Origin of the sequence: Methylacidiphilum kamchatkense Kam1, assembly GCF_007475525.1 — a bacterium.
Classification (GTDB): domain Bacteria; phylum Verrucomicrobiota; class Verrucomicrobiia; order Methylacidiphilales; family Methylacidiphilaceae; genus Methylacidiphilum; species Methylacidiphilum kamchatkense.
In genome coordinates, this window is record NZ_CP037899.1 from 741,670 (window position 1) to 754,961 (window position 13,292).

A 13,292-nucleotide genomic window follows, 5' to 3' on the forward strand; every position below is an offset into this window, starting at 1 on the left:
CTTTCATTTATCCCAGATCCTTATTAATTATAAAAGTAATAAAACCATTCAATCAATTCAGGATTGTTTTTAACCCCTTTAAACACTTCTTATTAATGAAGAATCGCTAAAAGACTTTGGAAAGCTCAAGCAGAAGAGGGAAGACTAAAGAAAATAGGATACTCTATGTTTTTAAAACACAACCAACAAAACAAAAAAGCACTCTCTTTTCTACTGCTAAAAAAGCAGAAGAAAAAAAGGACAAAAACGTATTTAAATATAATCTTGTTGATTTCATGGAGTTTTAATTTTTTTTCTTTAAATTTATCTGCCTATGATCCTGTAGCGAATGATTCTCTTGAACTTGCTAGGCTCTACGATAAGCTGAGTACTCCTCAATACATTCAAGGAAAAGAACTTATCAAACTTTTAAAGGTTACCCCAGGGAGTTTTGTTCTTGATTTAGGGTGTGGAACGGGAAGACTTACTGCCTATTTGAAAGAACTCGTTGGTCCTAAGGGATGGGTAATTGGAATGGATCCGTCCCCTTATCGAATAGAGATTGCTAAACAGAGAATGAAAGAAGGACTTTCCTTTCAACTTGGCCGGAGTGAGGATCTGGGAGTATTTAAGGACAATTTTTTTGATTTTGTATATTTAAACAGTGTTTTTTATTGGATTAGAGACAAAGAAACAGCCTTAGTCGAAATTTATAGGATTTTAAAACCTGGAGGGAAATTGGGTATAACTTCTGGTTATAAATTTGAAAATTCTCCTCTACTGAAAATTGTTAATGATGCCATCATGGAAGTGATGGGTAAAGAATTTGCAAGCAAAGGAATGATGAATGAAGATTCTTTTAGTAAAGAAGACTTTAAGGAGTTGCTTCAAGAAAGTGGATTTTTTATCATCCACTTTGAGCAAAAAGAATATGCAGACTACTTTCCAAGTCCTAAGGATGTTGTTCAGTTTTTTAAAGCAAGTAGTAATGGAAATTTACTAGAAGATATCCCTCAAACAAAGCGAGCCTCCATTTTATCAAAAATCGAAACAAGGCTGGAAAGGCTACGTTCTTCGAAAGGAATTAAAATTATTCATTGGACAATACTTGCGGTTTGTCAAAAACCCTTATAAGTCAAAATTGCTGAGTATGTGGCACCTTTGACTTTCGTTTCCCTACAGATTTTAGCGTTGCAGTGGAGTCGGAAAAATCAAAAAATTGTGAGGATCTTCTAAACTACAAGATGCTCTGCTGGTAGTATTTCTCTTTAAAGATTCATCGAACTATATTTTTGACCATCTTAGCCATCCAGAAGCACATCCTATAGTTTTCTCTAATTGAGTGTTGAAAACGAAATACAAAACGCAGTGGAAAAAATCGGATAAGCTTTTCAAAGATGTCAACTGAAAGAACGTAGTACTAATTTGAAAATTCGAAGCTTGATTTACAATAAGTTATGAAATGGTTCCCAAACTCGGGACGTTACCATCCTCTGTAATGAATGAATTTGGGAAAGGAGCCCGTTCCATCCTTGTAAATCCAAACGGGAACGGGCCCGCTTTTAGGGAAAGTTTTTGTGCCAATGAGCTTTTCTTTTGTAAGGAAATTCTAAAGCAACCTCTAATTAGCTTTTAGCTTTCCCAACTTCATTAGCTTCTTTCACCTCGACAAGCTTTCCAGATTTCACATCATAGATAAATCCATAGATTGGAATAGACGATGGGACTAAAGGATGATGGCGTACCCTAAGAACATCTTCAACAACGCTTTGCGATAGGTTTTTTATTGTTAACCAACGAATATATTTTCCTTCTGGAGAACCCTTTCCCTTGCCAACGTCCTTCCATTGTCCATTTTCAAGGACAGCCGTTTCCAAGCTTTTTTCTAAAAGATCTTCCATGATACTATCTGAAAATGTTTCCATGCCACAATCTGTATGGTGAATAATAAACCATTCTTTGGTTCCTAATAATTTATATGAAATAACCAAAGAACGGATGGCGTCATCACTGGCTCTGCCTCCAGCATTTCTAATGACATGGGCATCTCCTTCTTTTAAGCCAGCAAACTTTGCCGGATCCAATCTTGCATCCATACAAGTAAGAATTGCAAAATGCCGCGAAGGCGGCATGGCCAATTGTGCTTTATCTCCAAAAGTTGCTACATATTGCTCATTTGCCTTTAACACTTCTTGATATATTTGACTCATAACCTTTCTCCTTTAACTGGTTATACATACTCTTTTCATGTAATAACATCAATTGCACTTTTTAATTCAAAAATGAAAGCAAAATTTTTAAAAAAGTATTTCTAGCACATGCTTTTGATAAATTTTTAGGTTTGGGATTTTTTAATTGGCAAGATGGTGCTTTGTTCCCGTAGAACAGTCCTGTATAGCTAGAACCATTAGACTACCTCCACCTACAGGAAAAGCAAAGGCAGGCCAAAATCCGGCAACAGCAAATACCATGGGCTTATTTTTGTCGATAATAATCAGTGCATTACTGTGGTGTTGCTTAGCAGTCCTGATAAAATCTCTCAGGATGCCATTGTTACTTCGAAAGGCGTCTAGTAAGCTTCCCTTATGAATTATGATTCCTTGTGGTATATATTTTTCAGGAGACCCATACACATAGATTTTAAATTTTGTCTTGGGTTCTATGTAAAAGGCTCCCCCCTGACCTTTTATTATTTTTAATGGATAGTAATCTAACCATTTGTCGGTAGCCATCAAAAGAGATATCGGAGCTAAGAGGAAAATAAGGATTAATTTTTTCACCTATCTATGATACATTGGTTGGCTTCAAAGTATGATACGAATGTTCTTCTTTTAACAATCATGTTGTCTATAAAATTTAGAGTTGTGAATGTCAATGGCATTGAAGGAAGAATCCTTTGAATAAGGTTTACCTACACTTCGAGTTGATTAACAATCCATTAGATTCATTAACTAGATAAAGATGCTTAGCAATTAAAAAAAGGGAAATGAACCTATTTGAATCTATTATAAATCAACAAGGTGAGTATATGATCCATTATTTTAAAACCTGCCAGAAAATAGATGATGGACATTTGTCCTGTAGCAGCTTTAGGTGAGAGCATTATGACAGTTGCTATGGGAAGAACTTTGCTGTCCATAATGGATCTTGTTACAGAGAAGTCGCAATCGAGCATGAATCGGAAAAGAAGAAAGTTTGCATAAATATTCTTTAAGTCTTTGCATTCTTTTAGCCTTGGTATGGATTGAGACAGGGGTGAGGATTTAGAGCATTAAAACATTCATAATCTAAGAAAGGGATTCTAGTTTATTTTTAAGGGCATGGTTCATCGATTCAAACCCTTTTCTCACTCTTTTTTCCATCATTTTCCAAAGTATAGGTAAAAGGAATCCATCGAATGTTTCATGATGAAGGAAGATAACGCTAAGGGGTCGATGTTCTGTCCATTCTAGAGTATGAATGCCCTTCAGGAAAAAAGGATGGATCAAATAACATTCCCAGCGAATAAGGGAAGGGAAAGAAACCGTCGTGATTTTTCCAGTCATTAAGACTGGGAAAGAAGATGGGGCTTGAATTAGCAATCTAAGAGGTTGTCCAGACTCCAGTTTTTTGAACCATATTTTCTTTATAAATGGATTCCAATATGGATAGGCAGAAAAATTAGATAGACAGTCCCAAAGAGCTTCTTTTTTTGCCTTGATTTCAATCTCTGTTGAGATTGTATACATCGATTATATAGAAGATCCGTATCTTTTAATAATTTCTAATAATTACCTTTTTTATTTTCTTAAGGGCATAATTTTTCCATTTTTCAATTATGTCCAAGTCGATTGGATGTTTTGTACTGTACGATGGATCGACAAGTGGGGAGGCAGGAAGAAATTTTTGAAGAACATATTTTTTTGCCCCTGCGATAGTTGTTACCATGGACTTAAAATCATCAAAAGTTATGTCTTCGCTGACAAATGTTGTTCGAAATTCGTAATCTACATTCCCTTTTAGAAGTAAGGAAATGCTTTGAGTTATTTGTTCTTTTTCAATCGTAGATCGAGTGCTTTCTGTATACTTTTCAAGAGGAGCTTTGAAGTCCATTGCCACATAATCGATAGTTTTCATCAGTTTTTCTAAGACTTCAGGATGACTTCCATTGGTATCGAGCTTAACCAAAAACCCCATTTTTTTTATGCTCCATATAAATTCCTCTAGATCTTCCTGAATGGTTGGTTCTCCTCCCGTTATAACGACTCCATCGATCTTCTCTTTCCTAGCTTCTAAAAAGCGCCAAACTTTAGCCATGGGAACAAGTGTCCCGTATTGTTCTGGAATAACAAGCTGGGGTACATAACAATAGGGACAGCGAAAGTTACATCCTTGAGTGAAAACTACGGCTGCTGTTTTGCCTGGAAAATCAATAAGACTGAATGCATCAATGCCACCGACTTTCATCTAGTAGATAAGTTTTCCGAAGTTTAAATTCTTCCTGCTTTCCAGGGTTCCACTGATCAACCGGTCTTAAATAACCTACAACTCGAGAATAGACTTCGCAAGGCTTACCACAACGTGGACAATGGGATTGTTCTCCTGAAAGATACCCATGTTCTGGACAGATTGAGAAAGTGGGAGTTAAGGTAAAATACGGAATCTTATACTTTGAACAGACAGTATGGACAAAGGAGCCAATTGATTCTGGTTCGTCAATTTTTTGCCCAAGAAAAAAATGAAGGACGGTGCCACCAGTATAGCGTGTCTGAAGTGCTTCCTGATGCTCCAGGGCGACAAATGGGTCAGTAGTAAAATTCACGGGAAGTTGGGTTGAGTTGGTGTAGAAGGGAGCGGCGCCTTTTTTAACAGCCTCTTCGTTGGCAACGAGGATCTGGGGGTATTTTCTTTTATCGATTTGAGCCAATCGATAACTTGTTGCTTCGGCGGGAGTCGCTTCTAAGTTGTAGTTGTTTTGGGTTTCTTTTTGGAAAGAGAGTAAAATTTCTCTCATCGCATCAAGAACTTTTATGGCAAAAACTTTTGCTTCAGGATCGGCAATGCTTTTCCCAAGGAAATTAAGGCAAGCTTCATTCATCCCCACAAGCCCTATGGTTGAAAAATGGTTGGCCCAGTAGGAGCCAAACCGTTGATAAATCCCTTTTAAGTAAAACTTGCTATATGGATATAATCCCTTTTCCATCCACCCCTCAATAGCCTTTCGCTTGGCTTCAAGTGCCTTTTTTGCCAATTCCATGAGGTCTCGAAGCCTTGAAAAAAAATCAGATTCATTCTTAGAAAGATATCCAATCCGCGGTAAATTGATTGTGATCACACCGATAGATCCTGTTAAAGGATTGGAACCAAAAAGGCCTCCTCCTCTTCGTGCAAGTTGCCTTAAGTCTAGTCTTAATCGACAACACATGCTTCGGACTTCGTCGACTTTTAGTTCCGAATTGATGAAATTGGCAAAATAAGGAATGCCGTATTTTGCAGTCATTTTCCAAAGAGCCTGAGTGGCTTTAGAGTCCCAGGGAAATTCAGAACTGATATTGTATGTGGGTATAGGAAAGGTAAAAACCCTTCCTCGAGCATCTCCTTCCAAAAACATTTCACAAAATACCCGATTGAAAAAATCCATCTCTTCTTGAAATTCTCCATAGGTTTCTCTTCTAGTTTTTCCACCTATCCGAACGGGCTCGTTTTGCAAAAAATGAGGCGGACGTAAGTCTATTGTCAAATTGGTAAAAGGAGCTTGAAATCCTACTCGTGTCGGGACATTTAAATTGAATAGGAATTGTTGGAGTTGTTGTCTAAGATCTTTTTCTTTAAGATTATCATAACGAATATAAGGAGAAAGAAGCGTATCGAAGTTCGATAAAGCCTGTGCGCCCGCAGCTTCTCCTTGTAAAGTATAAAAAAAATTGACAATCTGGTTTAAAGCTGAGCTCAAATGTAGGGGAGGACCACTTTCCAGCTTGGCTTCAGCCCCCATAAATCCTTTTTCAAGAAGGTCTATAAGATCCCAACCCATGCAATATACGCCAAGGACTTGAAGGTTATGGATATGAATATCCCCTTGCTCAAAGGCTTCTTTGACCTCATGAGGATAAATTTTATGTAACCAATAGCTTTTGGAAATTTTTGAAGAAATATAAAAGTTGAGCCCTTGAAGGGAATAAGTCATGTTGCTGTTTTCCTTAACCTCCCAGTCCTCTTTGGAAAGATATTTGTCCACAAGATTTATTTCTTCACTCAAGATGGGGCTTGGCTGCTGTTTCATTACCTTTTTAATGTGCCCAGAGGATATTCCAAAAACATCGTTTTGAGACTGTTTTAAGGCTAAGCTCTCAGAGGGCTTCCTGCATAATCTCTTTTAATATACTTTCAACTTCCTCTGCTATTTTGTATAATTGAGGAGCTTGAAACATTTCGATCAAAAGGCGAGGAGAAAGGCTAGCGACTATCCTTTTGTCTTTTTTTTCGTAAATGGCTATTCTACAAGGAAGTGCAGTTGAAACTTCAGGATTTTTCTCCAGGACTATTTTTGCAAACTTTGGTGAGCAAATTTCTAAGATAAGACACTTGTAGGATATAGGAAAGCCCTTCGTTTCTAAGGTCTTGGAGATATCATGGACTGTCAAAACTCCAAAATTTTTGGCTTTGGATTTTTCTTCCAATGCCTCTTTTAATGCTTCAATGCTTTTACTACTTTCGTATTCAATCAGCATAATGGATCCTTATTAAAAAATTAATCCTTACCGGTTTTTTTTCAATATGGTTGTAGAAGGGAAGTCGTCTTTTTATCAAATCGCTGGATAAATTATTTTTCTAAACTAATTTCAATGATTATTTTCAAGCAGTGAAGATAAATACTTGCATATTTTATAGTTTTTTTAGCAAATAGAAACTCAACCAATAAAGATCAACAGGAGAAGATTCATTGAGGATAGCCCAGGTTGCCTCTCTTTATGAGCCTGTTCCTCCTCCACGGTACGGAGGTACAGAAAGGATAATCTCCTATTTGACTGAAGAACTTGTCAGCCAAGGACATGATGTAAGCCTTTTTGCAAGTGGGGATTCAAAAACCTCAGCCCGTTTAATTTCTATAATTCCTAGAGCCCTTTGGGAAGATGTTACTCCCTGTGCCAACCCCTCTATATATCATATCCTTTTACTTGAGGAAGTAATTAAGCATAAGGAAGAATTTGATATTATTCATTTCCATACGGACTTTTTTCATTTTCCAATTTTTCGAAGGATGAATGTTCCTCATTTAACGACTCCTCATGGAAGAATGGATTTCCCGGAATATATCCGTTTTTTTTCTAATTTTAACGATATGCCTCTTTCTTCGATTTCTTATTCGCAGAAAAAGCCATTACCTCTTGCCCGTTGGATCGGAACAGTCCATCATGGTCTTCCATTGTCTCTTTATCAATTAAACGAAAATCCATCTGATTATATTGTTTTTTTAGGGAGGATTTCTCCGGAAAAAGGGGTAGATGATGCCTTGCAAATAGCAAGGAAGGCGGGAGTAAAGTTGAAAATCGCTGCTCGTGTTGGGCTTGGAGATGATGCTTATTTTGAAAAACTATTACCTGAATTTAAAAAAGAAAATATAGAATATTTAGGCGAAATCACGGATAAGGAAAAAAATGAATTATTGGGTGGAGCGCTAGCCTTGGTATTTCCTGTTTGCTGGCCTGAACCATTTGGGTTGTCAATGATTGAAGCAATGGCTTGCGGCACTCCAGTCATTGCTTATCCATGTGGATCAATTCCAGAAGTAGTCGATCATGGGATTACAGGCTGGATTGTTAAAGATGTGGAGGAGGCGGTTGATGCTTTACGCCAGATTCACAAAATAGACAGAAAGAAGTGTCGGCAGAGGTTCGAAATGAGGTTTTCTGCTCGAAAAATGGCCGAATCGTATCTTACTTTATATCAAAAGCTGATTGCAGGGCCCTCACAGTAGGTGCTTCAAGTTGATATTTTTGCGGGTTGTAGGCTATTCCAAGAACTGGATTGCTAGCAGAACCATTTTTTTAAAAGTTTGAGGACTTTTCTTCCTTTCAATTATAGCGCGGCGCGGGAATACCCATCCCCTTCAGGGGATGTGATGAAAGCGCCTATTTACCTTGGCATTCATGTATGTATCGTCGGATAACCTCTGCTGACACGCTTCCCGCCGTACCCACATAGTACGCCTGCGTCCAAAGCTGCTCTCGTCCGCATGCCTTTTTGAGCCAGGGAAATTGCTCACGCAACTTCCTCGACGTATAGCCTTTCAGCAGGCCCACGATGGTGGCTGGCGCCCATCGAGGCGGCGCGGATACGAAGCAATGCACATGGTCGATGTCCATTTCCATGGCCAGAAGTGTAAATCCGTGTTGGACGCAACACTCCGCGATGAATCTCTTGCAGGCGCTCTCCACCTTGCCGGTGAGCACTTTCCGACGATACTTCGGAATCCATACGAAGTGGTACGCAATTTGATAGTGCGTCCATCTGGTTTTTCCGGTTTGCAATGTATCGCTCATGTACCTAGAATAACAGGCATGGAACGGGTACGCATCCTGTCTCTCAAGGGAATTTCCAGGCGTTTGCAAGCCCTCATCCGGGATGGGCAGGCGGAGTCTGCTCGCGTCTGGACCCTGTGCCGGGACATGCACCTTGCGGCCAGACAGAAAAACCAACCTTGGCCTGGCAAAAGGGAGTTTCACGAAGCCACCAGAGGTGGCAAATTCGCCCTGCACTCCCAAAGTGTTCAGCAGGTGTTCCGGGCATTTGACGCGGCGGTACAGTCAACCCGTGAGAATCGCAAAGCTGGATGCCGGGAAATCCGCTATCCATACAAGGACAAACGCTTTTACCCGCTGATGTGGCCGGCCCAGGCCATGTGTCTGGAAGAGAAGCGCATCGTGCTCCCGATGGGGCGCGGGCGTCACTCTTTGGTGCTTCCTCGTCCAGCGTGGCTGGAAAGTCCTCGCGCCTGCAAAATCGTCTGGAATGGTGTTCACGACGAACTGCATGTCAGCATACCGGAGACTGGTGGACCGCCGGATACCACAGCGCCCGCCGAAAAACACGCCACGGTGGACCTTGGACAAATCCACCAAGCCGCAGTCGTCACGAATACCGGCGAAGCGCTGGTGGTATCCGGCAGAGGCATCCGTTCCCTCAAGCGGTTGCACAGCAAACAACTGGGCGAAATCCAGAAAAAGCGAGCCAACTGCCAAAAAGGCTCGCGGCGCTGGCGCAAGCTCGGACGGACACGTGCGAAGCTCACCCTGCGCCATAAACGCCGCGTCCGCGACCTGCGCCACAAAGGCACCCGGGCGGTGGTGGACTTCTGCGAGGACCGTGGCATCGAAGCCCTTTTTGTCGGAAACCCGGACGGGGTTCGCCGCAAGCATGCTGGACGCCACCACAATCAGCGTATGAGCCAGTGGGAGTACGGCAAGGATATCCAGTATCTGGAACAAAAGTCGGAACAAGACCGCATCGCGTGCTTCACCGGGAGCGAAAGAGGTACGTCCAGCCGGTGTCCCGTATGCGGCCATCGCCACAAGCCCAAAGGGCGGATCTGGCGATGCAAAACCTGTGGATTTGAAGGCCACAGGGATATCGTGGGCGCTGTAAACATGCACCCCATCGCCTTCGGTCAAGGAGTGCCGTTCCCTCAACGCATCACGTATCTACGTCCGGGGAATCTCCGGCGTAGTAGTAGCCCGGACACGGGCCAACGTTGTCTAGCCGAATCGCAAGCGTCAAGCACCACGCCGGAGACGGCGCGGGTTCCCTCCGGGAGCAGCCCACGGCTTGCGATATGTGGTTAGAAGCCCATCCCCTTTAGGGGATATGGGAGTGTCACTAGCCCTAGGATTTGTCCGATTTTCTTTTAATTAACTCAGCTTCGATCAAGGTAGAGAATTCTTCTAGATTGGAGGGATTGGGAATTTTTTCTCCATTGATGAAGAAATTTGGATTGCCATCCACTCCAACTCTAATAGCAGAAAGGCAGTCGGCAAGAATCCTCTTTCGAAGAGGGATTCCTTCTACTCCTTGGAGATCTTTTTTAAATTGTTCTTCGTTTAGTCCCAATTTTTTGGCATATTGGAGGAAGGCTTCAGTACAGGAAGATTTGAACGACCACTCTTTTTGATTGGTGAGGAGTAAATTAACCATTTCCCAGAATTTTCCTTGTCTGCCTGCAGCTTCAGCGGCCATGGAAGCTGGAAAGGCTTCAGGATGAGAGATGGAAGGATTGTGACGGATGATCCAGGAGAGTTTATCTCCATATTTTCTTTTTAGTTCTTGGAGGATAGGATAATAGGCTGCACAAATTGGGCATTCAAAATCGATATATTCAATGATCACAACTGGAGCATTCCTATCTCCCTGGATCCAGTCAATAGATAGGGGTTTAAGCAGTTTTAATCTTCCTTCTGGGGGCAAAGGAGGAAGAGGAGTAGAAGGAACAGGTTCGGAATTTTTGGATGCCCTCAGAGAAAAACAAGAGAAAAAAAAGAGTGGTAAGAAAATAAAAAGAATCTTTATGGATGACTTCATCATGGTAACGAATAAACACTAATGGATAGCTATGAATTATTTTTTGTAAAGGATTCAAATTTTATCTTTTTTAAAGATTTTTTCTTATTTTAAATTATGATTTCCCTTTAAACTTAAAATGGGTATGACATTCCAAGAATTTCTCGAACTAATAGAAAAAGAGGACACTCCTCCATCATCGCTTTCAGCGCCACTTCAAGCTCTTTTTTACGAAAAAAAAGGCCAATGGGCACGTGCGCACAACTTAATCCAACGGCATGAAGACACTGATTCCTGCTGGGTCCATGCTTTTCTTCATCGTAAAGAAGGGGATATACCTAACAGCAAATATTGGTATGCAAGAGCAGGAAAGGCCATGGGAAAAGATTTTGATTCCGAATGGAAGGAAATTGTTCTCTCTCTGATAGAAAAAGGGCTCTGAATCGATCAGGGATATTTCATAATTAGTTATTAGAGAACTACTTGCAACGCTGGATTAGCTGGATTTATTGCTTGAATATAAGGCAGAGGAAGAGCAGCAGAAAGGATTTTGTTTTTAACAGTTGATTCGGCAAGATCCGTTCGGTTGCAGTCCTCACTTAAGTGAGCTAAAAACAGGTTTTGTATCCCTTCTTTTACTAATTGAGTAGCTATTTCTGCTGTAGCCTCGTTGGAAAGATGCCCGTGCCTGGAAATAATCCTTTGTTTGACCGACCACGGTCTTTTTGTGTCTGCTTGAAGTAGAGACAAATCATGATTAGATTCCAAGATCATGGTATGAACGCCTAGGATCTTTTCTCTAACCAATTTTGTAATGTAACCTAGATCTGTGAGCAGGCCAATAGTTCCTTTGGAATGGTGAAAAAGAAAACCCACAGGATCCGCAGCGTCATGGGGAACAGGAAAGCTTTCGATCTCTATTTCATCTAGAACAATGTTGCAGCCTGGCTCAAAGGGTTTCCAATCGACGGCTTTTTCTTTCAAGTCCATCATTTTCTTTAAGCTTTTCCAGGTTAGCTCGTTGCAATAAAGGGGAAAAGGAATTTTTTTCAAAAGCACTGGCAGTCCGATAACGTGATCGGAATGTTCATGAGTAATGAAAATTCCATTTATGGATTCCAATGGAATATTTAAATTTGCAAGCTGAATAGCCAAATGCTTAAAACGAATACCGGGGTCCAATAAAAATCGGAACTTTTCTGTTTCCAACAAATAAGCGTTGCCTTTGCTTCCGCTAGCAAGGACTCTTAGGCTAACCATTTTTTGACTATTTCATGTTAAAAAATTTTTCTCCAGAAAAAAAAAGAAAAAAAATTGGCCTGGAAAATGCTTCAAATTAATGTAGGATAAGCTGTGTCAACATCTTTAGGTTTATATCAATCTGTTAAGTTGCATCAGACATTGTCGCCACAGATGCAACATTCTTTGAGCATATTGCAGGCTCCTGCTGTAGAACTCTCTACTCTTATCCAGCAAGAGTTGCTTGCCAATCCGATGCTTGAAATTTCAGAAGAAAAGCCTTTAGAAAATCCAGATGCATTGTCGATTGATCAGTGGATTCAGGAAGAGGAAAAATGGTACGAATATCTGGGTTCGAATTTCGAAGGGTTCCAACGCTCGATTGAAGATGAAAAAAAACGTCAGTTTTTTTTCGATTCACAGACCGCTTCAGAATCCATGAGTACGCAATTATCGAAGCAACTTGCTTTAGTTTGTACTGATAGAACCCTTTTAGAAGCAGCCAACCATATTATTGGCAATTTGGATGAAAAAGGGTATTTGAGGGCGGAATTAGAAGAAATAGCGACTGATTTAGGAATGCCATATAGTCTAATTGAAGAAGCCTTATCTTTAGTCCAATCTTTGGATCCACCTGGTATAGCTGCTAGAAACCTTTCCGAATGTCTTTTATTGCAACTAAAAGCTCAAGGGAAAGAAAACTCCTTGGAGTTCCGCATTGTTAAAGAATGTTTGCCACTTTTAGAAAGGAAAAAATTTAATGAAATTGCCAAACAGCTAAAAGTAAGTCTTAAACAGGTTCAAGAAGCGGTGGCTACGATTCGTTCCCTAGAACCTTTCCCTGGTTCAAAGTTTGGGAACGATGAAAAAGAAAAGATTATTCAGGTAGACCTTATTATCGTAAGGGAAGGAGAAAATTGGAAGGTATACTTCAATGAGGAATTGTTGCCTCGGTTACGATTGAATCATTATTATAAAAACTTGTTGAGTGATAAAGACAAAGACCCCAGCTTGAGAAATTATTTGAAGGAAAAAATGCGTTCGGGTCTCTTTTTGATCAAATGTTTAAGGATGCGGGAAAATACTCTTTTAAGGGTAGCCGAAGCGATCGTAGAGAGTCAGCAGGAATTTTTTCAACATGGACCTGGGTTTTTGAAGCCATTAACGATGAGTGAAGTTGCAAAAAAAACTGGTGTCCATGAAACAACAGTCAGTCGTGCGATTGCTAACAAATATGTTCAGACTCCTTATGGAATATTTGAGCTAAAATATTTCTTTAATTCTGGATTTCAAAAAACAACTGGAGAGTTTGTAGCCAATCAGACCATTAAAGAAGCGATCGAAAGACTTATTCGCAACGAAGATCCTCAGGCCCCTCTGTCTGATCAACAGATCGTCGAGGCTCTAGCAAAGATGGGAATAAAAATGGCCAGAAGAACTATCGCAAAATATAGGACGCATTTGAAAATCTTACCCAGTCATTTAAGACGAAAAAGCTAAAGAAAGGGATGCTTTGCTTGTTATTCAAACGTAGAATTTTT

At 40.4% G+C, this 13,292-nt stretch carries 15 protein-coding genes; 5 read left to right on the plus strand and 10 right to left on the minus strand.

What is annotated here, in order from left to right; all coding sequences use genetic code 11:
- Positions 1–264: 264 nt before the first annotated feature.
- Positions 265–1,113, plus strand: coding sequence for a class I SAM-dependent methyltransferase (locus kam1_RS03480; protein ID WP_161792027.1), 849 nt, complete (start codon positions 265–267; stop codon positions 1,111–1,113).
- Positions 1,114–1,604: 491 nt separating this feature from the next.
- On the opposite strand, the gene kam1_RS03485 is transcribed toward kam1_RS03480, so the two are convergent.
- From kam1_RS03485 to kam1_RS03510, 7 genes are all read right to left on the minus strand, one after another.
- The gene (locus kam1_RS03485) at positions 1,605–2,189 is read right to left on the minus strand and encodes a beta-class carbonic anhydrase (protein WP_039721106.1); all 585 of its coding nucleotides are present in this window, start codon (positions 2,187–2,189) and stop codon (positions 1,605–1,607) included.
- Positions 2,190–2,330: 141 nt separating this feature from the next.
- Complete coding sequence (locus tag kam1_RS03490) at positions 2,331–2,759, minus strand: hypothetical protein (protein WP_143958255.1); 429 nt, start codon at positions 2,757–2,759, stop codon at positions 2,331–2,333.
- 309 nt (positions 2,760–3,068) lie between these two features.
- Positions 3,069–3,203 carry a hypothetical protein gene (locus kam1_RS11000; RefSeq protein WP_268747062.1) on the minus strand — a complete coding sequence of 45 codons (135 nt, stop codon included), beginning with the start codon at positions 3,201–3,203 and terminating at the stop codon, positions 3,069–3,071.
- A 63-nt stretch (positions 3,204–3,266) separates the two neighbouring features.
- The gene (locus kam1_RS03495) at positions 3,267–3,707 is read right to left on the minus strand and encodes an SRPBCC domain-containing protein (protein ID WP_039721103.1); all 441 of its coding nucleotides are present in this window, start codon (positions 3,705–3,707) and stop codon (positions 3,267–3,269) included.
- A gap of 25 nt (positions 3,708–3,732) precedes the next feature.
- Complete coding sequence (locus kam1_RS03500) at positions 3,733–4,425, minus strand: anaerobic ribonucleoside-triphosphate reductase activating protein (protein ID WP_039721102.1); 693 nt, start codon at positions 4,423–4,425, stop codon at positions 3,733–3,735.
- Positions 4,406–6,241 carry a ribonucleoside triphosphate reductase gene (locus tag kam1_RS03505; RefSeq protein WP_039721101.1) on the minus strand — a complete coding sequence of 612 codons (1,836 nt, stop codon included), beginning with the start codon at positions 6,239–6,241 and terminating at the stop codon, positions 4,406–4,408. Before kam1_RS03505 ends, kam1_RS03500 begins: the two co-directional genes overlap by 20 nt.
- A gap of 67 nt (positions 6,242–6,308) precedes the next feature.
- The gene (locus kam1_RS03510) at positions 6,309–6,689 is read right to left on the minus strand and encodes a DUF302 domain-containing protein (protein WP_143958256.1); all 381 of its coding nucleotides are present in this window, start codon (positions 6,687–6,689) and stop codon (positions 6,309–6,311) included.
- Between the two features lie 212 nt (positions 6,690–6,901).
- Between kam1_RS03510 and kam1_RS03515 the strand changes: the two genes are divergently transcribed.
- Entirely contained in the window at positions 6,902–7,936 is a 1,035-nt protein-coding gene (locus tag kam1_RS03515) for a glycosyltransferase family 4 protein (RefSeq protein ID WP_039721100.1), read from the plus strand.
- Between the two features lie 154 nt (positions 7,937–8,090).
- Here the strand turns inward: kam1_RS03515 and tnpA are convergent, their stop codons facing one another.
- The gene (tnpA, locus tag kam1_RS11215) at positions 8,091–8,501 is read right to left on the minus strand and encodes an IS200/IS605 family transposase (protein WP_039722343.1); all 411 of its coding nucleotides are present in this window, start codon (positions 8,499–8,501) and stop codon (positions 8,091–8,093) included.
- A gap of 18 nt (positions 8,502–8,519) precedes the next feature.
- On the opposite strand from tnpA, the gene kam1_RS03525 reads away from it, so the two are divergent.
- Positions 8,520–9,800 (plus strand): RNA-guided endonuclease InsQ/TnpB family protein, encoded by a 1,281-nt coding sequence (locus tag kam1_RS03525; RefSeq protein WP_143958257.1) that lies wholly within the window; start codon positions 8,520–8,522, stop codon positions 9,798–9,800.
- A gap of 40 nt (positions 9,801–9,840) precedes the next feature.
- Here the strand turns inward: kam1_RS03525 and kam1_RS03530 are convergent, their stop codons facing one another.
- Positions 9,841–10,536, minus strand: a complete 696-nt coding sequence (locus kam1_RS03530; RefSeq protein WP_039722299.1) for a DsbA family protein — start codon at positions 10,534–10,536, stop codon at positions 9,841–9,843.
- 121 nt (positions 10,537–10,657) lie between these two features.
- On the opposite strand from kam1_RS03530, the gene kam1_RS03535 reads away from it, so the two are divergent.
- On the plus strand, positions 10,658–10,954 hold the full coding sequence (locus tag kam1_RS03535) for a hypothetical protein (RefSeq protein WP_143958258.1): 297 nt from the start codon (positions 10,658–10,660) through the stop codon (positions 10,952–10,954).
- Positions 10,955–10,983: 29 nt separating this feature from the next.
- On the opposite strand, the gene kam1_RS03540 is transcribed toward kam1_RS03535, so the two are convergent.
- A complete protein-coding gene (locus tag kam1_RS03540) occupies positions 10,984–11,772 on the minus strand; it encodes an MBL fold metallo-hydrolase (RefSeq protein WP_039722298.1) in 789 nt (262 codons plus the stop codon).
- A gap of 93 nt (positions 11,773–11,865) precedes the next feature.
- On the opposite strand from kam1_RS03540, the gene rpoN reads away from it, so the two are divergent.
- The gene (rpoN, locus tag kam1_RS03545; protein ID WP_039722297.1) at positions 11,866–13,251 is read left to right on the plus strand and encodes an RNA polymerase factor sigma-54; all 1,386 of its coding nucleotides are present in this window, start codon (positions 11,866–11,868) and stop codon (positions 13,249–13,251) included.
- The last annotated feature ends 41 nt before the right edge of the window (positions 13,252–13,292 follow it).

Excerpts from the sequence above, each read along its gene's own strand:
- kam1_RS03485 (WP_039721106.1), bottom strand. The coding sequence starts at position 2,189 with ATGAGTCAAATATATCAAGAAGTGTTAAAGGCAAATGAGCAATATGTA.
- kam1_RS11000 (WP_268747062.1), bottom strand. The coding sequence starts at position 3,203 with ATGCAAAGACTTAAAGAATATTTATGCAAACTTTCTTCTTTTCCGATT.
- kam1_RS03495 (WP_039721103.1), bottom strand. The coding sequence starts at position 3,707 with ATGTATACAATCTCAACAGAGATTGAAATCAAGGCAAAAAAAGAAGCT.
- kam1_RS03500 (WP_039721102.1), bottom strand. The coding sequence starts at position 4,425 with ATGAAAGTCGGTGGCATTGATGCATTCAGTCTTATTGATTTTCCAGGC.
- kam1_RS03505 (WP_039721101.1), bottom strand. The coding sequence starts at position 6,241 with ATGAAACAGCAGCCAAGCCCCATCTTGAGTGAAGAAATAAATCTTGTG.
- kam1_RS03510 (WP_143958256.1), bottom strand. The coding sequence starts at position 6,689 with ATGCTGATTGAATACGAAAGTAGTAAAAGCATTGAAGCATTAAAAGAG.
- tnpA (WP_039722343.1), bottom strand. The coding sequence starts at position 8,501 with ATGAGCGATACATTGCAAACCGGAAAAACCAGATGGACGCACTATCAA.
- kam1_RS03525 (WP_143958257.1), top strand. The coding sequence starts at position 8,520 with ATGGAACGGGTACGCATCCTGTCTCTCAAGGGAATTTCCAGGCGTTTG.
- kam1_RS03530 (WP_039722299.1), bottom strand. The coding sequence starts at position 10,536 with ATGATGAAGTCATCCATAAAGATTCTTTTTATTTTCTTACCACTCTTT.
- kam1_RS03535 (WP_143958258.1), top strand. The coding sequence starts at position 10,658 with ATGACATTCCAAGAATTTCTCGAACTAATAGAAAAAGAGGACACTCCT.
- kam1_RS03540 (WP_039722298.1), bottom strand. The coding sequence starts at position 11,772 with ATGGTTAGCCTAAGAGTCCTTGCTAGCGGAAGCAAAGGCAACGCTTAT.